General features: G+C 65.6%; 14 protein-coding genes. 6 read left to right on the top strand and 8 right to left on the bottom strand.

The features are described 5' to 3' along the window. A partial coding sequence (locus J0A90_RS15375; RefSeq protein ID WP_233076842.1) for an Ig-like domain-containing protein occupies nucleotides 1-4,969 on the bottom strand: 4,969 nt, incomplete at its 3' end. A gap of 266 nt (nucleotides 4,970-5,235) precedes the next feature. Between J0A90_RS15375 and J0A90_RS15370 the strand changes: the two genes are divergently transcribed. Both J0A90_RS15370 and J0A90_RS15365 read left to right on the top strand, forming a co-directional pair. Beyond that, complete coding sequence (locus tag J0A90_RS15370; protein WP_207031237.1) at nucleotides 5,236-6,444, top strand: pyridoxal phosphate-dependent aminotransferase; 1,209 nt, start codon at nucleotides 5,236-5,238, stop codon at nucleotides 6,442-6,444. Between the two features lie 32 nt (nucleotides 6,445-6,476). Beyond that, complete coding sequence (locus J0A90_RS15365; protein WP_207031239.1) at nucleotides 6,477-7,595, top strand: aminotransferase class V-fold PLP-dependent enzyme; 1,119 nt, start codon at nucleotides 6,477-6,479, stop codon at nucleotides 7,593-7,595. Nucleotides 7,596-7,924: 329 nt separating this feature from the next. Here J0A90_RS15365 and J0A90_RS15360 read toward each other — a convergent pair whose 3' ends face one another. The 7 genes from J0A90_RS15360 to J0A90_RS15330 all read right to left on the bottom strand — a co-directional run bounded on the left by J0A90_RS15360 (nucleotide 7,925) and on the right by J0A90_RS15330 (nucleotide 15,765). Continuing rightward, complete coding sequence (locus J0A90_RS15360; RefSeq protein WP_207031241.1) at nucleotides 7,925-8,917, bottom strand: adenosine deaminase; 993 nt, start codon at nucleotides 8,915-8,917, stop codon at nucleotides 7,925-7,927. A 125-nt stretch (nucleotides 8,918-9,042) separates the two neighbouring features. Then, nucleotides 9,043-9,684: a LysE family translocator gene (locus J0A90_RS15355; RefSeq protein ID WP_207031244.1), complete on the bottom strand. Its 642-nt coding sequence runs from the start codon at nucleotides 9,682-9,684 to the stop codon at nucleotides 9,043-9,045. Nucleotides 9,685-9,845: 161 nt separating this feature from the next. Further along, entirely contained in the window at nucleotides 9,846-10,571 is a 726-nt protein-coding gene (locus J0A90_RS15350; protein WP_207031252.1) for a haloacid dehalogenase type II, read from the bottom strand. Nucleotides 10,572-10,624: 53 nt separating this feature from the next. Next, complete coding sequence (locus J0A90_RS15345; protein WP_207031254.1) at nucleotides 10,625-12,202, bottom strand: PucR family transcriptional regulator; 1,578 nt, start codon at nucleotides 12,200-12,202, stop codon at nucleotides 10,625-10,627. Beyond that, nucleotides 12,202-13,653 carry an NAD-dependent succinate-semialdehyde dehydrogenase gene (locus J0A90_RS15340; protein ID WP_207031256.1) on the bottom strand — a complete coding sequence of 484 codons (1,452 nt, stop codon included), beginning with the start codon at nucleotides 13,651-13,653 and terminating at the stop codon, nucleotides 12,202-12,204. The genes J0A90_RS15345 and J0A90_RS15340 overlap by 1 nt, the downstream gene beginning before the upstream one ends. Nucleotides 13,654-13,898: 245 nt before the next feature. Beyond that, a complete protein-coding gene (locus J0A90_RS15335) occupies nucleotides 13,899-14,675 on the bottom strand; it encodes a DeoR/GlpR family DNA-binding transcription regulator (protein ID WP_207031258.1) in 777 nt (258 codons plus the stop codon). Between the two features lie 127 nt (nucleotides 14,676-14,802). Next, nucleotides 14,803-15,765, bottom strand: coding sequence for a nucleoside-specific channel-forming protein Tsx (locus J0A90_RS15330; RefSeq protein ID WP_233076840.1), 963 nt, complete (start codon nucleotides 15,763-15,765; stop codon nucleotides 14,803-14,805). A gap of 339 nt (nucleotides 15,766-16,104) precedes the next feature. Between J0A90_RS15330 and J0A90_RS15325 the strand changes: the two genes are divergently transcribed. The 4 genes from J0A90_RS15325 (at nucleotide 16,105) to J0A90_RS15310 (ending at nucleotide 21,034) form a co-directional block, all read left to right on the top strand. Beyond that, nucleotides 16,105-17,376, top strand: a complete 1,272-nt coding sequence (locus J0A90_RS15325) for a NupC/NupG family nucleoside CNT transporter (protein ID WP_207031263.1) — start codon at nucleotides 16,105-16,107, stop codon at nucleotides 17,374-17,376. Nucleotides 17,377-17,617: 241 nt separating this feature from the next. Continuing rightward, nucleotides 17,618-18,391 carry a deoxyribose-phosphate aldolase gene (gene deoC / locus J0A90_RS15320; RefSeq protein ID WP_207031265.1) on the top strand — a complete coding sequence of 258 codons (774 nt, stop codon included), beginning with the start codon at nucleotides 17,618-17,620 and terminating at the stop codon, nucleotides 18,389-18,391. Between the two features lie 73 nt (nucleotides 18,392-18,464). Beyond that, the gene (gene deoA, locus J0A90_RS15315) at nucleotides 18,465-19,796 is read left to right on the top strand and encodes a thymidine phosphorylase (RefSeq protein WP_207031267.1); all 1,332 of its coding nucleotides are present in this window, start codon (nucleotides 18,465-18,467) and stop codon (nucleotides 19,794-19,796) included. Continuing rightward, a complete protein-coding gene (locus J0A90_RS15310) occupies nucleotides 19,793-21,034 on the top strand; it encodes a phosphopentomutase (protein WP_207031269.1) in 1,242 nt (413 codons plus the stop codon). Before deoA ends, J0A90_RS15310 begins: the two co-directional genes overlap by 4 nt. Nucleotide 21,035: the final 1 nt, after the last annotated feature.

Genomic DNA, 21,035 nt, shown 5'->3' with positions numbered 1-21,035 from the left:
CATCCGTCGCCGCTGGAACCTGGGCGCTCAACGTGGCGTTTTCACCAGTGGTCTGGGTATCCGCCTTGGCCACCGGCACGTCGTTGGTGCCAGTAACCGTCACAGTCAGGGTGGCGGTATCGCTGCCGCCCTGACCGTCACTGACGGTGTAGCTGATCTGGGTGGTGTCGGTCTGACCTGCGGCGAGACGATCGAACGCCGTGCCCGGATTGAAGCTGTAGGAGCCGTCCGCGTTCAGCGTGAAGGTTCCACCATTGGAGCCGGCGATCGCCTGACCGACGTTGGCGTCGGTACCGTTCACCGCGCTGACGCTCAGGGTGCCACCGTCGACATCGCTGTCGTTGGCCAGCACGCCCTGGGCGGCAGACACATTGAGGGTGGCGTTCTCACTCGTGCTGCCGGTATCGGCGACGGCCACCGGATCATCATTGGTGCCAGTGACGGTGATGGTCACCGTCTGCGGTGCACTGACGCCGCCATTGTTGTCGGTGGCGGTGTAAGTGAAGGTGACGTTGCGGCTCTCACCCGCAGCCAGACTGTCGAAGTCGGTGCCCGGGTTGAAGGTGTAGGAGCCGTCGCTATTGAAGCTCAGCGAACCGTTGTTGTTACCAACACCATTGACCAGCTGGTAGCTCTCGACGGTGCCATCCACATCGGTGGCCGCTGGCACCTGAGCGTTCAGGGTGGCGTTCTCACCGGTGGTCTGGGTATCCGCCTTGGCCACCGGCACATCGTTGGTGCCAGTGACGGTAATGGTCACCGTCTGCGGTGAACTCACGCCGCCATCGTTGTCGGTGGCGGTGTAAGTGAAGGTGACGTTGCGGCTCTCACCCGCAGCCAGACCGTCGAAGTCCGTGCCCGGGTTGAAGGTGTAGCTGCCGTCGCTATTGAAGCTAAGGCTGCCGTTGCCCTGGCCGACGTCGGTCGCCAGCTGATAACTCTCGACCGTGCCATCGACATCGGTCGCCGCCGGCACTTGGGCATTCAGGGTGGCGTTTTCACCGGTGGTCTGGGTATCCGCCTTGGCCACCGGCACGTCGTTGGTGCCGGTGACGGTCACGGTCAGCGTCGAGGTAGCAGTGCCACCCTGACCATCGCTGACGGTGTAGCTGATCTGGGTGGTGTCGGTCTGACCCGCGGCCAGGCGATCGAACGCTGTACCCGGGTTGAAGCTGTAGGAGCCGTCCGCGTTCAGCGTGAAGGTGCCGCCGTTGGAGCCGGCGATCGCCTGGCCGACGTTGGCATCGGTGCCATTGACAGCACTAACGCTCAGGGTGCCGCCGTCGACATCGCTGTCGTTGGCCAGTACGCCCCGGGCCGCATCAACGGTGAGGATGGTGTTCTCACCCGTGCTGCCGGTATCGGCGACTGCCACCGGCGCATCGTTGGTGCCGGTGACAGTGATCGTCACCGTCTGCGGCGCGCTGACCCCACCATTGTTGTCGGTCGCGGTGTAGCTAAAGGTGACGTCACGACTCTGGCCAGCGGCCAGACCGTCGAAGTCCGCACCCGGGTTAAAGGTGTAGCTGCCGTCGCTATTGAAGCTGAGGCTGCCATTGCCCTGGCCCACGTCGGTCGCAAGCTGATAGCTCTCGACGGTGCCATCGACATCGGTAGCCGCCGGCACCTGAGCGTTCAGGGTGGTGTTTTCGCCGGTGGTCTGAGTATCCGCCTTGGCGACCGGCACGTCGTTGGTGCCGGTGACGGTGATCGTCACCGTCTGCGGGGCGCTGACGCCGCCATCGTTGTCGGTAGCGGTGTAAGTGAAGGTGACGTCGCGGCTCTCACCCGCGGCCAGACTGTCGAAGTCGGTGCCCGGGTTAAAGGTGTAGCTGCCGTCGCTATTGAAGGTCAGCGCACCGTTGCCCTGACCCACGCCAGTCGCCAGCTGATAGCTCTCGACGGTGCCGTCCACATCGGTCGCCGCCGGCACCTGAGCGTTCAGGGTGGCGTTCTCACCCGTAGTTTGGGTATCCACCTTGGCGACCGGCACATCATTGGTACCAGTGACGGTAATGGTCACCGTTTGCGGTGCACTAACGCCGCCATTGTTGTCGGTCGCGGTGTAGCTAAAGGTGACGTTGCGGCTCTCACCCGCGGCCAGACTGTCGAAGTCCGTGCCCGGATTGAAGGTGTAAGAGCCGTCGCTGTTGAAGCTCAGCGAGCCATTGCCCTGACCGACGCCGGTCGCGAGCTGGTAGCTCTCGACCGTGCCGTCGACGTCAGTCGCTGCCGGCACCTGAGCGTTCAGGGTGGTGTTTTCGCCGGTGGTCTGAGTATCCGCCTTGGCCACCGGTGCGTCGTTGGTGCCGGTCACGGTGATGGTCACCGTCTGCGGGGCACTGACGCCGCCGTCGTTATCGGTGGCGGTGTAGGTGAACGTGACATCGCGACTCTGACCAGCGGCCAGCGCGTCGAAGTCCGCACCCGGGTTGAAGGTGTAGCTGCCGTCGCTATTAAAGCTCAGCGAACCGTTGTTGTTACCAACACCGTTGACCAGCTGATAGCTCTCGACCGTGCCGTCGACGTCAGTCGCTGCCGGCACTTGGCTAGTCAGCGTGGCGTTTTCACCGGTGGTCTGAGTATCCGCCTTGGCGACCGGTGCGTCATTGGTGCCGGTGACGGTGATGGTCACCGTCTGCGGCGCACTCACCCCACCGTCGTTGTCGGTGGCGGTATAGGTGAAGGTGACGTTACGGCTCTCACCCGCGGCCAGAGCGTCGAAGTCGGTGCCCGGGTTGAAGGTGTAGCTGCCGTCGCTATTGAAGCTCAGCGAGCCATTGCCCTGGCCCACGCCGGTCGCCAGCTGATAGCTCTCGACGGTGCCATCGACATCCGTCGCCGCTGGAACCTGGGCGCTCAACGTGGCGTTCTCACCGGTGGTCTGAGTATCCGCCTTGGCGACCGGCAGGTCATTGGTGCCAGTGACGGTGATGGTCACCGTCTGCGGGGCGCTGACGCCGCCATCGTTGTCGGTGGCGGTGTAGGTGAAGGTGACATCGCGACTCTGGCCAGCGGCCAGACTGTCGAAGTCAGTACCAGGGTTAAAGGTGTAGGAGCCGTCGCTATTGAAGCTCAGCGAGCCATTGCCCTGGCCCACGCCGGTCGCCAGCTGATAGCTCTCGATGGTGCCGTCCACATCGGTGGCCGCCGGCACCTGGCTAGTCAGCGTGGTGTTCTCACCGGTGGTCTGGGTATCGGCAACGGCCACCGGCACGTCGTTGGTGCCGGTCACGGTGATGGTTACGGTCTGCGGCGCACTCACCCCACCGTCGTTGTCGGTGGCGGTATAAGTGAAGGTGACGTCGCGGCTCTCGCCCGCGGCCAGGCCGTCGAAGTCGGTACCCGGGTTGAAGGTGTAGCTGCCGTCGCTATTGAAGCTCAGCGAACCGTTGTTGTTACCAACACCGTTGACCAGTTGGTAGCTCTCGACGGTGCCGTCGACGTCAGTCGCTGCCGGCACTTGGCTAGTCAGCGTGGCGTTTTCACCGGTGGTCTGGGTATCCGCCTTGGCCACCGGTACGTCGTTGGTGCCGGTGACGGTAATCGTCACCGTCTGCGGTGCGCTGACGCCGCCATTGTTGTCGGTGGCGGTGTAGCTGAACGTGACGTCACGACTCTGGCCAGCGGCCAGGCTGTCGAAGTCTGCCCCCGGGTTAAAGGTGTAGCTACCGTCGCTATTGAAGCTCAGCGAACCGTTGTTGTTACCAACACCGTTGACCAACTGATAGCTCTCGACCGTGCCATCCACATCGGTGGCCGCCGGCACCTGAGCGTTCAGGGTGGCGTTTTCGCCGGTGGTCTGGGTGTCGGCCTTGGCGACCGGCGCATCATTGGTGCCAGTGACGGTGATGGTCACCGTCTGCGGCGCACTCACCCCACCGTCGTTGTCGGTGGCGGTATAGGTGAAGGTGACGTCACGACTCTGGCCAGCGGCCAGACCGTCGAAGTCGGTGCCCGGGTTGAAGGTGTAGCTGCCGTCGCTATTGAAGCTGAGGCTGCCATTGCCCTGGCCCACGTCGGTCGCAAGCTGATAGCTCTCGACGGTGCCATCGACATCGGTAGCCGCCGGCACGCTACCTTCGAGTACCTGGTTCTCACCAGTGGTCTGGGTATCAGCCTTGGCGACCGGTGCGTCATTGGTGCCGGTCACGGTGATGGTCACCGTCTGCGGGGCACTGACGCCGCCGTCGTTATCGGTGGCGGTGTAGGTAAAGGTGACGTCGCGACTCTGGCCCGGAGCCAGGCTGTCGAAGTCAGCACCCGGGTTAAAGGTATAGCTGCCGTCGCTGTTAAAGCTCAGCGAACCGTTGTTGTCACCAACACCGTTGACCAGTTGGTAGCTCTCGACCGTGCCGTCGACATCGGTGGCCGCCGGCACTTGAGCGTTCAGGGTGGCGTTTTCGCCAGTGGTCTGGGTACCGGCGCTCGCTACCGGATTCTGATTGGTTGCCGCAGCATCGGTTCCTCCGGGGGCATCGGCGGCGGTGGGTGAAAAACTCGCGGGGGTGACCACTTGAGCGCCCGGATCCGCAAAGGCAGCGTTGTAGCTATAGCTGCTGCTCTCCTCGCGGCCCACCCGCGCGATGTCGAACGGGTTGGAGAAACCGCCTTCACCGGAGAGGCTGCCGCCACCGCCACCGCCACCGGCGTTACCGGCTGCCGGCGCCTGCTGAACGGCAGTCGGGTCGACACCGGCCTCAATAGCTGCCTGCAGTGCGGCAATATCGCTATCGGCGCTGCCGGCGTCCGCCACCAGCAGCGTAGGGACGTCATCGACGACCTGGAGAATCAGCGGCTGCCCCGCATCGAGTGGCAGCACCGCACCGTCCGCCAGAATTAGACGGCCGCCATCCGGCGCCACCAGGGTCGCGCCCTCGGGAATCTCCATGCCAGGGACCAGCAGCTTACGCGGATCCAGTACGAAGACATTGCCATCAACCCGGACCACGGTAAGCAGAGCGGCCATCGAACATCCCCCGATTGTAACAAGAAGCATTCGCGAAACATATTGTTACGCTATTTCAGCGGAATTTAATCCTTTCGCGTGTACATGCAAGACTAATTTTCTAATCACGTCACCCGTTTTCATCAATCGTAGCCTAGCATTTGTAAAACTCAGGAAAACCAAATTGTTAGGGTTTGTTAGCCGGCAAACTCCCACGCTGACGGTTAGCCAGCTCGCGACTTCCCCGATATGATCGAGCGAGCAGATGCCACCAGGTGCCCACCCTCATGCCCGACGTGATCCCCGCTGCCCTGCAGCCGTTCAGCTCTTCCCGGGTACGCGACATGCCCGACAACCAGATCGTGACCGTGGCGGACATGGCGCGGCATGACGACAGCGTGGTCCGCCTGTGGATCGGCGAAGGCGATCTACCCACGCCCGCTCCCATCCGCGATGCCGCCATCGCGGCGCTCGAGGCGGGAGATACCCGTTATGGCTATTCCCAAGGCACACCGGGCCTGAGACAGGCACTGTCGGACTATCATCGACGTCACTGGGATGTGGAGGTGGCGCCCGAGCGCTTCTGCGTCTCGATCGGCGGCATGAATGCGGTGGTCATGGCCATGCAGGCCATACTCGACGAGGGCGACGAGGTAATCATGCCCTCGCCTGCCTGGCCCAACGCCAAGCAGGTGGTGGCGATCTGCGGCGGCGTCAATGTAGCGGTCGCCTTCGAGTTCCATGCCGATGGCGCCATCACGCTCGATCTCGACACCCTGTTCGCCGCGGTCACCGAGCGCACGCGAGCGATCTTCATCAACTCGCCCTCCAACCCCACCGGCTGGCGCATGCCCCTGGCAGATATGCGCCGGCTGCGCGACTTCTGCCGCAAGCGCGGACTGTGGATCGTCGCCGATGAGGTCTACAACCACTTCGTTTACGACGGTCAGGGGCCGGCCCCCTCTTTTCTGCAGCTGTGCGACGATACCGACCGTCTGCTGGTGACCAACACCTTCTCGAAGAACTGGTGCATGACCGGCTGGCGCGCCGGCTGGGTCGTCTGCCCCAGCGGCATGGAAACCCTCTTCGCCCGGCTGTGTCAGTACAACACCACCGGTGTCGCCCCCTTCATTCAGCGCGCCTGCCAGGTGGCACTCGAGACCGGGGATGACTTCATCGCCCATCAGATCGCTCGCTGCCAGGCATCGCGGGATATCCTGGTCCAGGGGCTCAAAGCGCTGGACAACGTTACCGTCTTCACCCCCCAGGGCACCTTCTATCTCTTCTTCAAGGTGCACGGGGTGCCGGGCACCAGCCTCGAGCGTGCGGTGCAACTGCTGCGAGACGCCAAGGTGGGTGTGGCCCCCGGCAGCGCCTTCGGCCCGGAGGGGGAGGACTATCTGCGCATCTGCTTCGCCATCGACCCAGCACTGGCCGAGGAGGCGCTGGCGCGCCTGGTGCCTTATCTGCGCACGCTGCTCGCCGTCGCGCGCTGATTTCCATTCATTCTCTATCAAGGAGCCCGCCCATGCCGGCACTTCGCCCGGACGTCGACCCCGACGGCCTGCTGGAATACTCGGTGGTCTACACCGACCGCTCGCTCAACCACATGTCACAGAGCTTTCAGCAGGTCATGCGCGAGCTCTCGCGCCTGCTGAAGCGCACCTACAACGCCCACAGCAGCATCATCGTGCCCGGCAGCGGCACCTTCGGCATGGAGGCCGTGGCGCGCCAGTTCGCCACCGATGCCCGCTGTCTGATCGTGCGCAACGGCTGGTTCAGCTACCGCTGGACCCAGATTCTCGACCAGGGCCGTATCGCCGCCGCCACCCAGGTACTCAAGGCCCGGCGCCAGGGCAGCAAGTCTCAGTCCCCGTTCGCCCCAGCCCCGATCGACGAAGTGGTCGCCGCCATTCACGCAGAACGCCCGGCCGTGGTCTTCGCTCCGCACGTCGAAACCTCAGCCGGGGTGTTGCTGCCGGATGACTATCTACGCCAACTGGCCGAGGCGGCGCACGCGGTCGACGGCTTGCTCGTGCTCGACTGCATCGCCTCGGGCACCGCTTGGGTCGATATGAAGGCGACCGGCGTGGACGTGCTGATCAGCGCCCCGCAGAAGGGCTGGAGCGCCTCGCCCTGCTGCGCCATGGTGATGCTCAGCGAACGTGCGCGGGCGCACATCGAACACACCACCAGCAGCAGCTTCGCCGCCGATCTCAAGCGCTGGCTGGGGATCATGGAAACCTACGAAAATGGCGGGCACGCCTACCACGCCACGCTACCGACCGATGGCCTGACGCGGCTCTACCACACCATCCAGGAGATGGAGCAGGACGGCTTCGACACGCTCGAGCAGGCGCAATGGACACTAGGCCGGCGGATTCGAGCGCTGTTGGCCGAGCGTGGCTACCCCAGTGTCGCCGCGGCAGGATTCGAAGCGCCAGGCGTAGTGGTCAGCTATACCCGGGAGAGCGATCTGGTCCCGCGCTTCGCCGCCCAGGGCGTGCAGATCGCTGCTGGCGTGCCGCTGATGTGCGATGAAGGGGACGATTTCCAGACCTTCCGTATCGGCCTGTTCGGGCTGGACAAGTTGGAAGACGTCGAGGGCGCGGTGAGCCGCTTCGCACAGGCGCTGGACGCATTCTGAGTCGACCGGGCCGAGGCCAGCGCCACTACGACAAGGACGCGGTATCGATGGCTCGATACCGCGTCCTTTTTTCAGCTGTGCTGACCTAGTGAAGCTTGTCAGGCCATCACGCCATTAGGGAAACGCTGAATAAATCGCCGAACGAGATGAAGGGCAAGGCGCCCGGAACGCAGACTCGAAGCAACGCGTAGAGAACGCCCGGAGGGCGGCCCGTCAGGGCAAGTTGCCGAAGGCAACGCGTCACGCGAGACATAACATGGGGTTAGGCGAGCTTTCGAGTACCGCGTAACGCAGCCATTCGCTCGTGCAGGCATTTATACAGTGATTCCTTAGCAGGCGTCGAGCTGCGCCAGCAGCGCCGCCCGCCGCGCCTCCGGCATGAAGGCGACATCGATGGCATTGCCCGCCAGCTGCTTGAAGGTCGCGCGATCCCAGGCGAAAGCCTCGGCGCAGGCGAGATAGTTCTCCAGCACGCCGCCACCGAAATAGGCCGGATCGTCGGAGTTGAGCGTCACCTTCAGACCCTGTTCGAGCATCTGCGGCAACGGGTGGTCGGACATCTCCGCCACCACCTTTAGCCGCACGTTGGAGAGCGGGCAGACGGTCAGCGGCATCTGCATCTGGCGCAGTCGCTCGACCAGGGCCGCGTCCTGCAGGCAGGCCACGCCGTGATCGATGCGGCAGACGTCGAGCACATCCAGCGCTTCGCTGATATAGGCCGCCGGGCCCTCTTCACCGGCATGCGCCACCCGCGGGATGCCCAGCGCCTTGGCGCGCTCGAACACCGCGCTGAACTTGGTCGGCGGATTGCCCACTTCGGCGCTGTCCAGGCCCACCGCATCGATCGTCTCGTAGTAGGGCGCCGCCTTCTCCAGCACCGCCATCGCCTCTGCGGCATCGCGATCGCGCAGAAAACTCATGATCAGCGCGCTGGTCATGCCCCACTCACGCTCGGCCTGACGCCGGGCGCGATTGAGCCCCTCGAACGGCACCGCCAGCTCGACGCCACGGTTCAGGTGCGCCTGCGGATCGAAGGAGAGCTCCACGTGCACCACGCCCTCGGCATGGGCCCGCTCGAGATAGGCCATCGCCAGATCGAAGAAGTCCTGTTCGGTGCGCAGAACTCGCATGCCTTGATAGTAAAGATCGAGAAACGACTGCAGATCGCTGAAGTCGTACGCCTCGCGGACGTCTTCCACCGTGGCGTAGGGCAGGCTCACACCGTTGCGCGCCGCCAGCGAGAACATCAACTCTGGCTCCAGCGACCCCTCGATATGTAGATGCAGCTCGACCTTGGGTAGATCACGTAGCCAGGTTTTCACGCGCGTTCCTCAGCAGTTGAATGGGTGCGAGCAGGATGCCCAAAACCCCGACGAGAGGCAAAGGCTCGGCGTGGATCGCACTCTTGCGCCGAGCGGCCCCAGGCCAAGGGTGAGAGCGGCCAGGATCAGCTCGATACCCGCGTCATCAGCACCTTGACGCCCAGCGCGATCATCGCCGCGCCGAGCACGCGGTCGATCCAGTGGCTGCCCCGCTGGAAGGCGTGCTGGATGCGCGGTGTCGACAGCAACAGCGCCACCGCCGAGAACCAGCCCAGCTGCAGCAGCATGATCCAGGCGCCATAGATGGCGATCTGATAAAGCGGCATCGCCGGCGACAGCACGATGGTGAACAGCGCCACGAAGTAGATCGGCGCCTTGGGGTTGAGCGCATTGCACAGAAAGCCGGCACCCACGACGCGCCAGGCCGAACGCGGGAGGGCAGGTACCGAACCGGCAGCCGCGCCGGCCTCGCCCAGCGCCGGGCGCGAGCGCAGCCCCTTGATGCCCAGATAGAGCAGATAGGCGCCGCCGAGGAGCTTGATCGCCCACAGCGCCTCGGCCGAGTTGGCGATCACCGCCGCCAGCCCGAAGGCGGAGTAGACGATATGGATGGAGAGGCCGAGCGCGATGCCCAGGCTGCACAAAAGCCCCACCCGCCGGCCGCAACTCAGCGTCTGGTGGGTGACGAGCACGAAATCCGGCCCCGGCGAAGCCGCCGCCAGCAGATGGACGAAGGTGATCACCACCAGACCGTGTAGCATTTCCATATCAACTCCAACGATGACGTCGCGACAAGCGTGAGGGATTTCCGCCATGATCGAACACTTTCGTCACCAAGCCTACTGCAACCTTTGGTCCAATCACCGCCTGCTCACGGCCAGTCGTAAAAGACACCGTGAGGCAAGCACAAGCAGTTCTCGATCATGATTTACGCCTGACCCACTAGCTCGCGGTGCGCGTCCGCCAGGGCCGCCATGCTGTCGAAGCGGAAGTCGATCCGCGGCATCTCGCCCGGGTCCATGGTCGCGCCGAAGCCCTGCTGATCGTGGCGGCGGTAGATCCAGCAGTTTGCCAGACCATGCCGGTTGGCCGGCTGATGATCGTGGAACAGGCTCTCCGCGGTATGCAGAATGCGCGTCTTGTCGATGCCGCGCTGGCCGAGCTTCTCCAGCAGATAGTCGAAATTGCGCGGCGAAGGCTTGTAGGAGCCGATGTCCTCGGCGGTATAGACCGCATCGAACTCGACCTCCAACTTGCGCTGGCTGTAGGCAAAGCTTTCGTTGTCGACGTTGGAGAGTACCACCAGCTTGTAGTGCTGCTTGAGATAGCCGAGTGCTGCCGCGCTATCGGCAAAGGCCGGCCACTGCTTGACGAAGTCGCCGTAGGCCAGGCACTCGTCGTGAGTCACCGTTACACCCCACTCCTCGGCCAGCCGCTTGTAGACCACCGCCAGCAGCCAGCGGTACTGCAGGTGTGGGGTATAGCGCTGCTGGCTCGACTCGTGGCGCGCATGCGCCTCGAGCACCTGGTCTCGGCTCAGGCTCAGCTCGGTGCGCTCGAGCAGCGGCTGCAGCCCCGCCACCATGCCGCTCTCCCAGTCGATCAGGGTGCCGTAGACATCGAAGGTCAGGGTATCGAAATCGGTCAGTTGCATCGCTCGGCCTCTTGTCGGTAGTCGTCATTGGGCTCGCCGGTATTGGCGAGCGCTCAGTCGTCCTTCAGCGCCCACAGGCGCATCGCCACCTGCAGCTGCAGGCGCACCTCGGTATCGTCGAGATCCATGCCCAGCGCCTCGCGCAGACGCTCCAGGCGATAGCGCAGCGTGCTGATATGGATATCCAGCGCCCGCGCGGTCTGCGCCAGATGAAAGCCGTGATCGGCCAGCGCTGCGAGGGTCTGACGCAGGCTGGTGCCTCGTTCGCCCGGATCGAGCGCCTCGGTGATCCGCGCCAGAAACAGCCTGCGGGCGTCGTCGTCCCCCTCCAGCACGCGGCTGAACAGCATCGATTCGAAGTCGCGCAGCTCCCCCGGTCGCAGCGTAGCGGTCAACCGCGCCACGTCGTCGGCGCCCTTGGCGGTTTCCGCGGCGCCCCGCACCAGCCGGCTGACCGCCATCGCCGATTCGCCATCGCCCAGCCGCCGCCACAGCGCCGCGGGCGAGACGTCGCTACGCAGCAGAAACAGCAGCTGGTTGAGCGAGACCGAAATCAGCGGCGGCTGCTCGATGCCCTGCAGATAGCGGCTCAGACGGCGCTCCCAGCGCTCGCGCCGGGAGAGCCCCTCGGGGCTGAGCGGCACCGGCTCGTTGAGCAGAATGGCGCACACCTGATACGCCGCCTGGGGCTCCCAACCCTGCAGGGTGGCGCGCTCCAGCGCCGCTGGCGTGGCCTCGAAGCGCCCCTCCAGCAGCGAGTCGACGAAGGCGTAACCGAGCCGAGACTCCTGGGCCTGCAGCGCGCGCTGGTGCGAGAGATGCAGCGCCGAGATCAGCGCCGCCTGCTCCGCCGCGCGGCGCTCCAGTTCGCTCACCCGGGCGCCGGACTCATCGATCCATAGAAGCGCCGCCCGCGCCTCCTGAATGCGCACCGGGCAGGCCAGCCAGCGCTGCCCGTCACGCCCCGGATCGTCCAGCGAGCACGCCTGGCTGCCCGTCATCGCTTCCGCCGCCTGCTGCGCCGCTGGCGTCGGCAAGGGCCAGGCGTCACGTTCGCTGCTGCCGCCAAGCCACTCGCCCTCGAGCCCGGTGAACAGCACCGCCCGCCCGAGCAGCTCGCTCAGAGCGACAGCGATATCCCCCAGGCTGCCAGCGGTCAACGCCGAACGGGTGAGATCGCGATGAATGCGCTCGGCGCGCGCGATTAGTTGCCCCTGGCGGGCGATCAGCCAGGCGTGCACCTCCTCGGTGATCTGGCTGAAGGGCACATCCCAGGGTATCTCCAGCAGCGGAAAGTCGAGCGCTTCGGCGACCTCGCGGCTGGTGGCCGGAAACGCCGAGAGAAAACGCGGCACCGCCAGCGCCACGCCGGCCAGCCCCTTCTCCGCCAGCGCCTCGATCAGAGCGCGCTCCGCCGCCGGCTCATCCGGCCAGTGGTAGCCGGTGGTCAGCAGCAGCTGGCCCGGCTGAACCCAGGCGATGATATCCGGGTGATCGACCATGTGGACCCAGCGCAGCGGCCGCGAGAGCGAACGCTCCCCGGCCACCACGCGGGCGTGGCGCAACTTGGTCTCGCGCAGCGCCGTGGCCAGATCCAGCTCCGCCGGCAGCAGCGAGGGCGCCTCGACCATCAGCTATCCAGGCGTGTGGAGACGAACTTGCAGTCGAGGTACTCGTCGATGCCGTAGTGACCACCTTCGCGCCCGAGACCGCTGTCCTTGACCCCGCCGAAGGGCGCATGCGGTACCGACGGTGCGCCGTCGTTGACGCCGACGATGCCGTAATCGAGCGCCTCGGAAACGCGCGCCGCGCGCCCCAGACTCCGCGTCCACAAATAGGCCGCGAGGCCGAACGGAGTGTCGTTGGCGGCGGCGATCGCCTCCGCCTCGTCATCGAAGGCGATCAACGGTGCCACCGGGCCGAAGGTTTCCTCCTGCATGATGCGCATCTCCGGCGTCACCCCGGCCAGCACCGTCGGCGCGACGTAGAGACCGTCGACATGCGGCGCCGGCGTCAACCGCTGCGCGCCCTTGACCAGGGCATCGTCGATGTGCGCCTGGGCCTTGTCGCGACCCGCCTGACTGACCAGCGGCCCGACCTGGGTCGCCTCGTCCTCGGGATTGCCGATCGTCAGCGACCCGGCCGCGGCGGCCAGACGCTCGGCAAAGGCATCGAATATACCGCGCTGGACATAGATACGGTTGGTACAGACACAGGTCTGGCCACCGTTGCGGAACTTGCTCGCCATCACTTCGGCCACCGCAGCGTCGATATCGGCATCGTCGAAGACCAGGAAAGGCGCGTGCCCGCCCAGCTCCAGCGACATGCGTTTCATGGTGGCGGCGGACTGGGCGTATAGCCGCTTGCCCACCGGCGTGCTGCCGGTGAAGGTGAGCTTGCGGATACGTGCATCGCTCATCAGCACCTCGCTGATCGCAGCCGGACGCTCGGCGGTGATCACCTGGAACACCTCTGCCGGGCCACCCACCTGACGCCAAAGCTCGGCCAGCATCAGCGCGGTGATCGGGGTCTGCTCGGCGGGCTTGACGATCACCGAGCAGCCGGCCGCCAGCCCTGGCGCCACCTTGCGCGTGATCATCGCCGCCGGGAAGTTCCACGGCGTGATCGCGAACACCGGCCCCACCGGCTGGCGCAGCACCGACAGGCGCTTGTCCGGATGCGGGCTGGGCAGGATATCGCCATCGATGCGCTTGGCCTGCTCGGCAAACCACTCGATGAAGCCGGCCGCGTAGTCGATCTCGCCGCGGGCTTCGCGTATCGGCTTGCCCATCTCCCGGGCCATGGTCAGCGCCAGGGTCTCCTTGGCCTCGAGCATGGCCGCGTGCCACGCCTTCAGCAGCGCCGCCCGTTCGAACGGCGTGGTCCGGCGCCACTGCTCGAAGCCGCGCTGGGCGTTGTCTGCCGCCACCTGCGCGGCTTCGGCGCCACAGTCGGCGACCTCGGCAATGGGCTCACCGCTGGCTGGCGAGCGCAGCGTATAGCGCTCCCCCGCCTGGCTGTCATGGCCGGCGATGGCAGCGGGATAGAAAGGCGCACTGGCGGAGGGAACGGGCAAAGACATAATAGGGCTCCTGCAGCAGACATCGGGCGGATATTCCGGCGGCACACCGCGGACTATCCGACCCGAAGACGATAAGGAAAAACGCTTACCCGGATGGTAAGTGCCCAGCCAGCCAAAATCTTCCTACGAAAAGCAGGAATATCTCAACACGCTAGCGTATCAATCACAGCAATCAGCGGGTCGGTAGACGCCTGGCGCACGGGCGGCGTCAACATAGCGTCTTTCATACCCTGCCTGCAGACGGTTCAGACCACGCTCACCGCAGGCCCATCTGCGGCAGCGACACGCGCCTGCCAGGCACGCCCCGGCTCGCCGCTGGTGATCACCGCATCGAACTCGGCAAGCTCGGCGAAGAACGCCGGGCGCATCACCTCCAGCTTGCTCTCGTCGGCGACCAGGATGCTGCGCTCGGCGTGTTCGATGGCCGCCTGCTTGGGCGCCACCTCATGGAAGTGAAAACAGCTGGCGCCCTTGTCGATCTGCACCCCGGCGGCCGAGATGAACGCCTTATTGATACCCAGACGTCGGATCGCCGTGGTGACGTCCTGACCGCCGAAGGATTGCGACGCCGGATAGTAGAGCCCGCCCAGCACCACCAGACGCATGTTGGGCAAGTCGAGCTGGCTGAAGGCGTTGGCGACATTGAGCGCGTAGGTGACCACGGTCACGTTCGATTGACGCGGCAGCTGTGCGCACAGCGACACCAGCGTGGTGCCGCAGTCGATGAACAGCGTATCGCCCTCCTCGACGCGTGCGGCGGCTTCCCGGCACAGCCGCGCCTTGGCCGCGGCGAAGCGATCCTTCTGGGTATCGAGATGGTAGGCGGCGGCGAACTGCGGGTTGTCGGCCATCACCAGATGGCCGCCGAACGAGGCGATGGCACCGCTACTGGCGGCGATATCACGCCGAATGGTCATCTCCGAGACCCCGCACAGCGCCGCCGCCTCGGCGAGTGGCAGGGTGCCGGCACGCTTGAGCGCCTCGCTCAGCCGCTCGAGACGCTGCGCACTACGTCCGTTCATAGGTTCGCTCTCCCCCAAACAACCGCCATCATCGCTGATCCTCGCTCGGCGTCAGGCCGCTTCCACCCAGACACATCGGGGAGCCCGCAGGCTCCCCGATGACACGACGGATCGACAAGCAGACCGATCAGAACTGCCAGCCGACGCCCAGATAGTAACCCCAGCCGGTAGAGCGCAGCTCGAAACTCTCGCCGCTGGCATTGGGGAAGGGCGCGGTGACGCCGTCGTTCCACTGCCCGCCATTATGGAAGTAGCGTGCCACCGCCATGAAGCGCAGGTGGGTGAACTGGTACAGCAGCACGTTGGTGGCCACCGTCGACTCGTTGGTGCGCACCGAGTTGCCGTCGCCCAGGTCCGAGCCGAAGTCGTGGTTGGTGAAGCCGACATAGACCAGCGAGGCACCGTTGTCGAACGTCCCCAGCGGGTAGGAGTAGTTGAGCTGGGCGCGATAGCCGTCCCAGGAGTTCTCGTTGGCGGCGCCGTAGTTCTCCCACTGGCGACGCTTGTAGAAGTTGAACGAGAGCCCCAGCGGCGAGCCGGTGTCGATATCGGTGCCCAGACCCGCATAGAGGGTGTTCTGGCGATTCTCGCTGTTATGGCCCCAATCGAAGATGTAATCGAAGGCGACGAACCACTCTTTGAACGGTCCGAAGCTGAGGTCCTGTCCGGTCATGTCGTCGATCGACAGCCGCGGCTCGAGCTCCATGAAGACCGGCGAGCCCTTGTCGAAGATGCCGCGATCGGGCCGGTTGCCGATGCCGAAGAACTTGGGAAAGTCGATATAGCCGTAGAGATCCAGCGGCCCCTTGCGGCCGAAGAATTCGTATTCGAGATAGATATCGTCGATCTGCTGCGGGCCGAAGCGAATGTTCTTGCTGCCGATGACGGTCAGGTTCTGGTGGTACCAGTCGGAGAGATAAGGCCCATCCGCGGTCTCATCCACCGCCTGCGGCCCCTCGGCTGGCGTCTCCTGCTCGATCACCGGCGCACTGCCCTGCTCGCTCGCGTCGTCGGCTGCCCATGCCGGCGTGACCGCCAGCCCCCACAGCGCCAGCAGGACGCTGGCCTTGCTCATGCCGTTCCCGTTCATGTCTTCTCCCATGCCTCGTTGTTGTCTGTTGTCATGGCGTCATTGCTATCGCGCCAGGATTGCTATCGCGCCAGAATTGTTGTCGCAGCGTCACTGCCGGTGCGCCTCAGCGTCAGGTTCATCTCCGCCCTGCCAGCGCCGAACGCAGGCTGCCCTGCTCGGCGCGCAGCCCGGCCGCCATGCCATGGAGCGGCCAGACAGACAAGGAGTGATGATGCCGCTCACTCTATGGCGTTGTCAGAATAAAAACAATAAGTGACTGGACAAACATAAAAATGTTAAAAAGCGCACACAGAACCGCAATTCCCCCTCTCCGAGACCAACACCAAGGACAACAACATGACACTCATCATGGGTCTGGTCGGCGTCGTCGTTCTGCTGCTGATCGCGCTCGCCTTCTCGAGCAATCGCCGGGCGATCCGTCTGCGCACCGTGGCCGGCGCCTTTCTGATTCAGGCCGGCATCGGCGCCTTCGTGCTCTACGTGCCGGTGGGCAAGAGCGTGCTCGGGGCCATCTCCGGGGCGGTCAGTCAGGTCATCAGCTACGCCAACGATGGCATCGGCTTTCTCTTCGGCAATCTCGCCGATCCCAGCAACATCGGCTTCGTCTTCGCCATCAAGGTGCTGCCGATCATCATCTTCTTCTCCTCGCTGACCGCGGTGCTCTACTACCTGGGCATCATGCAGTGGGTGGTGCGCATCCTCGGCGGGGCGCTACAGAAGGTACTCGGCACCTCGCGCACCGAGTCCCTCTCGGCCACCGCTAACGTCTTCGTCGGCCAGACCGAAGCGCCGCTGGTGGTACGTCCATTCCTCGCCAACATGACCAAGTCCGAGCTGTTCGCGGTGATGTGCGGCGGGCTGGCTTCGGTGGCCGGCTCGGTACTCGCCGGGTATGCCGAGCTCGGCATCCCCATGGAGTACCTGATCGCGGCATCGTTCATGGCCGCGCCTGGCGGGCTGCTGTTCGCCAAGATCCTGATGCCCGAGACCGAGACCCCGGACGACCACACCGCCCAGGCCAAGGAGGTGCTAGAGGCCGAGGACAAGCCGGCCAACGTGCTCGACGCCGCGGCCACCGGGGCTTCCTCGGGGCTGATGCTGGCCGCCAACGTCGGCGCCATGCTGCTCGCCTTCATCGGCCTGATCGCGCTGATCGACGGGATTCTCGGCGGTGTCGGTGGCTGGTTCGGCGTCGATTCGCTGAGCCTGTCGATGATCCTCGGCTGGCTCTTCTCGCCGCTCGCCTTCCTGCTCGGCATCCCCTGGCACGAAGCCACCCTGGCCGGCTCCTTCATCGGCCAGAAACTGGTGGTCAACGAGTTCGTCGCCTATATCAATCTGGCGCCCTACATCAGCGGCGACACCCTGGTGGCGGAGACCGGTAAGGCGATGTCGGCACACACCGCGGCGATCCTGTCTTTCGCCCTGTGCGGCTTCGCCAACCTCTCCTCGATCGCGATTCTGCTCGGCGGCCTCGGCACGCTGGCACCCAATCGCCGCCACGAGATCGCCCGCTACGGGCTCAAGGCGGTGCTCGCCGGCACCCTGTCCAACCTGATGTCGGCGACCCTGGCGGGGATCTTCCTGGCCCTGGCCGGCACCGCCTGAGCCCGCCGGCCTGATACGAGCCGGGGCGGCAGCGACCGACGCCGCCCCGCTCCCACGCTGCCGACCTCTTTTTCTCTCTGTGCGTAGCTCTGTCTGAAAAACCGGCGAGCGATGGCCAGACAAGGCAAAAATTGACGAAAGAGCGGAGTTTACGAGGTGTAAATGAGCATGTTGAGTCAATTTTTAACGCCGTATGGGCGAGTGCAGGCATTTTTCAGACAAAGCGTAAGGAGATAGCCGGATGAAGACGCTCCAACAGGCCGCCAGCCAGGCGCTGGCGATGATGGATCTGACCTCGCTCAATGCCGACGACGATGCCGCACGCATCGAGGCACTATGTCGGCGCACGGCGACCGATTTCGGCTCGCCGGCGGCGGTGTGCGTCTACCCTGCCTTCATCGACGCCGCCGATCGCCAGCTGCGCGAACTGGGGCTGCGCGACCGGGTACGGATCGCCACGGTGACCAATTTCCCCGACGGCAGCGTCAACGCCGAGCGCGCCGCGCGCGAGACCCGGGCGGCAGCGGTCGCCGGGGCCGACGAGATCGATGTGGTATTCCCCTACAAGGCGCTGATCAACGGCGACACCGCCTCCGGCCGTGCGCTGGTCAGCGCCTGCCGCGAGGCCTGCGGCGACAAGCTGCTCAAGGTCATCCTCGAGACCGGCGAGCTCGAGCGCCCCGAGCTGATCCGCCAGGCGGCAGAGATCGCCCTCGATGCTGGCGCCGACTTCCTCAAGACCTCCACCGGCAAGGTCGCCATCAACGCCACTCTCGAGGCCGCGGAGATCATGCTCTGCGCGATCCGCGACAGCGGCCGCGACGTGGGCTTCAAGGCTGCCGGCGGTATTCGCACCAGCGAAGACGCCCAGACCTACCTGGCGCTGGCCGAGCGGCTGATGGGCGCGGACTGGCTGACCCCGGCCCACTTTCGTTTCGGCGCCTCCGGGCTGCTCGACGCCCTGCTCGCCACGCTCTCGGGCAAGGCCGCCACGTCGGCGGAGAGCGGCTACTGAGTCGAGCGGAAAGAACGAGCGGAGAGGACGAGCAGAAAGGACGAACGGTGCCAACGGCCCACGAGGAGCGACGATGCTGATTCAGGAGATCATTCGACGTAAGCGCGACGGCCAGACCCTCGATCGATCGATGCTCGATCTGGTCATGCGCGGGATCGCCGACGGCACCATCGGCGACGCCCAGATCGGCGCCTTCGCCATGGCGGTCTATCTCAATGGCATGCGCGAGGCGGAGACCACCGCGCTGACCGAGGCAGTTCGCGACTCCGGCCAGGTGCTGCGCTGGGACGATCTCGATCTCGCCGGCCCGGTGCTCGACAAGCACTCCACCGGTGGCGTCGGCGACCTCGTGTCGCTGGTCCTGGGACCCTGGATCGCCGCCTGCGGCGGTCATGTGCCGATGATCTCCGGGCGTGGCCTGGGCCATACCGGTGGCACCCTGGACAAGCTGGAGTCGATCCCCGGCTACGATATCGCTCCCAGCGAGGACACCTTCCGCCGCCTGGTGCAGGATGTCGGCGTCGCCATCATCGGCCAGACCCGTGCGCTCGCCCCCGCCGACAAGCGCCTTTACGGCGTGCGCGACGTCACCGCAACGGTGGAGTCGCTGCCATTGATCGTCGCTTCGATCCTGGGCAAGAAGCTCGCCTGCGGCCTGGGCAGCCTGGTGATGGATGTCAAGGTGGGCAGCGGCGCCTTCATGCCGACCCCGGAAGCCGCCCGCGAGCTGGCCGAGGCGATCGTCGCCACCGGCTGCGCCGCCGGCACCCCCACCAGCGTGCTGCTCACCGACATGAATCAGCCGCTGGCCCGCTGCGCCGGCAATGCCCTGGAAGTAGCAGCGGCGCTCGAGGTACTGCGCGGTGACGATCGCCACAGCCGGCTCTATCGAGTGACGCAGGCACTGGCCAGCGAGATGCTGATCCAGTCGGGGCTGGCCGGAGACGCCGAAGACGCCACGCGGCGACTGGCGCAGGCCCTCGACAGCGGCGCCGCGCTGGAGCGTTTCGCAGGCATGGTCCATGGCCTCGGCGGACCTGCCGACTTCACCCAGCGCGCCACGCACTATCTACCCTCGGCGCCGGTCGTGCACGAGATCGCCGCCCCCGCCGACGGCGTCGTACACGCCATCGACACCCGCGCACTGGGGCTCGCCGTGGTCGAGCTGGGCGGCGGGCGGCGCAACCCCGATGACGCCATCGACCCGCGGGTGGGGCTATCGCATATCGCCGAGCTGGGCCAGACGCTCAGCGCCGGTGAGCCGCTGCTGCGGGTTCACGCCGCTGATCGCGAGGCAGCCGAGGCCCTGAGCGCGCGGCTGGTCGACGCCTTTCGTCTAAAGGCGGGCGCAGCCGAGATACCGCCGCTCGTTCACGCCACCCTGCGCCAGGAGGATCTGCCATGAACGCATCCGTCACTCCCCGCCGTGCCGTGCTGCTGGTGCTCGACTCATTCGGGATCGGCAACGCCCCCGACGCCGAGGCCTTCGGTGATGCCGGCGCCGACACCCTGGGGCATATCGCCCGTTATCGCGCCGACGCCGGACGTCCGCTCGAGCTGCCCAATCTGGCGCGGCTGGGCCTCTATCACGCGCATCACCGTGCCACCGGCGGCTGGGCCGCCGGAGTGACGCCACCGGCGGAGCCGACCGGAGGCTGGGCCTGCGCCCGCGAGATCTCCTCGGGCAAGGACACCCCCTCCGGCCACTGGGAGATCGCCGGTGTGCCGGCACTGTTCGAGTGGGGCTATTTCCGCGAGCACGAAGAGAGCTTCCCACCCGAGCTGCTGGCGGCGCTGATCGACCAGGCCGAGCTGCCCGGCGTGCTCGGCAACTGCCACGCCTCCGGGGTGCCAGTGATCGAGGCCCTCGGCAGCGAACACATCGCCAGCGGCAAGCCGATCGTCTACACCTCGGCGGATTCGGTATTCCAGATCGCCGCCCACGAGCACCACTTCGGCCTCGAGCGCCTCTATCGGCTGTGCGAGATCGCGCGTGAACTGCTGATGCCCTACAACATCGGCCGCGTCATCGCCCGCCCCTTCGTCGGCGAAACCCCGGACACCTTCGAGCGCACCGGCAACCGCCGCGACTACGCCCTCGAGCCGCCCACCCCCACGGTGCTGCAAAAGCTCCACGACGGGGGCGGCCAGGTGCTCGGCGTAGGCAAGATCGGCGATATCTACGCCCACTGCGGCATCAGCGAGGTGCGCAAGGCGCACGGCTTCGAGGCGCTGTTCGCAGAGACCCTGACGGCGATCGACGATGCGCGGGCCGCTACCGTGGACACGCTGGTGATGACCAACTTCGTCGACTTCGACACCCTCTACGGCCACCGCCGCGACCCCGAGGGCTACGCCAGCGCATTGGAAGCCTTCGACCGCCGCCTGCCCGAGCTGCTGGCCAAGCTCAGCGCCGATGACCTGCTGATCCTCACCGCCGACCACGGCAACGACCCGACCTGGCGCGGCACCGACCATACCCGCGAGCAGGTACCGGTACTGCTCGCCAGCGGCGGCCCCAGCGGCGACCTCGGCGCCCGCGACACCTACGCCGATATCGGCCAGACCCTGGCCGAATTCTTCGGCCTGGACGCCATGGACCACGGCACCTCGCTGCTGGCCGCACGACCTTCAGGAGACTGAC

This window comes from Salinicola sp. DM10 (assembly GCF_017306975.2).
Classification (GTDB): domain Bacteria; phylum Pseudomonadota; class Gammaproteobacteria; order Pseudomonadales; family Halomonadaceae; genus Salinicola.
This window is presented reverse-complemented; position numbering and strand designations above follow the sequence as displayed.

Coding starts and splice junctions, on each gene's coding strand:
- J0A90_RS15325 (WP_207031263.1), top strand. CDS start 16,105: ATGACACTCATCATGGGTCTGGTCGGCGTCGTCGTTCTGCTGCTGATC.
- J0A90_RS15310 (WP_207031269.1), top strand. CDS start 19,793: ATGAACGCATCCGTCACTCCCCGCCGTGCCGTGCTGCTGGTGCTCGAC.
- J0A90_RS15355 (WP_207031244.1), bottom strand. CDS start 9,684: ATGGAAATGCTACACGGTCTGGTGGTGATCACCTTCGTCCATCTGCTG.
- J0A90_RS15370 (WP_207031237.1), top strand. CDS start 5,236: ATGCCCGACGTGATCCCCGCTGCCCTGCAGCCGTTCAGCTCTTCCCGG.
- deoC (WP_207031265.1), top strand. CDS start 17,618: ATGAAGACGCTCCAACAGGCCGCCAGCCAGGCGCTGGCGATGATGGAT.
- J0A90_RS15340 (WP_207031256.1), bottom strand. CDS start 13,653: ATGTCTTTGCCCGTTCCCTCCGCCAGTGCGCCTTTCTATCCCGCTGCC.
- J0A90_RS15365 (WP_207031239.1), top strand. CDS start 6,477: ATGCCGGCACTTCGCCCGGACGTCGACCCCGACGGCCTGCTGGAATAC.
- J0A90_RS15345 (WP_207031254.1), bottom strand. CDS start 12,202: ATGGTCGAGGCGCCCTCGCTGCTGCCGGCGGAGCTGGATCTGGCCACG.
- J0A90_RS15330 (WP_233076840.1), bottom strand. CDS start 15,765: ATGAACGGGAACGGCATGAGCAAGGCCAGCGTCCTGCTGGCGCTGTGG.
- J0A90_RS15335 (WP_207031258.1), bottom strand. CDS start 14,675: ATGAACGGACGTAGTGCGCAGCGTCTCGAGCGGCTGAGCGAGGCGCTC.
- deoA (WP_207031267.1), top strand. CDS start 18,465: ATGCTGATTCAGGAGATCATTCGACGTAAGCGCGACGGCCAGACCCTC.
- J0A90_RS15350 (WP_207031252.1), bottom strand. CDS start 10,571: ATGCAACTGACCGATTTCGATACCCTGACCTTCGATGTCTACGGCACC.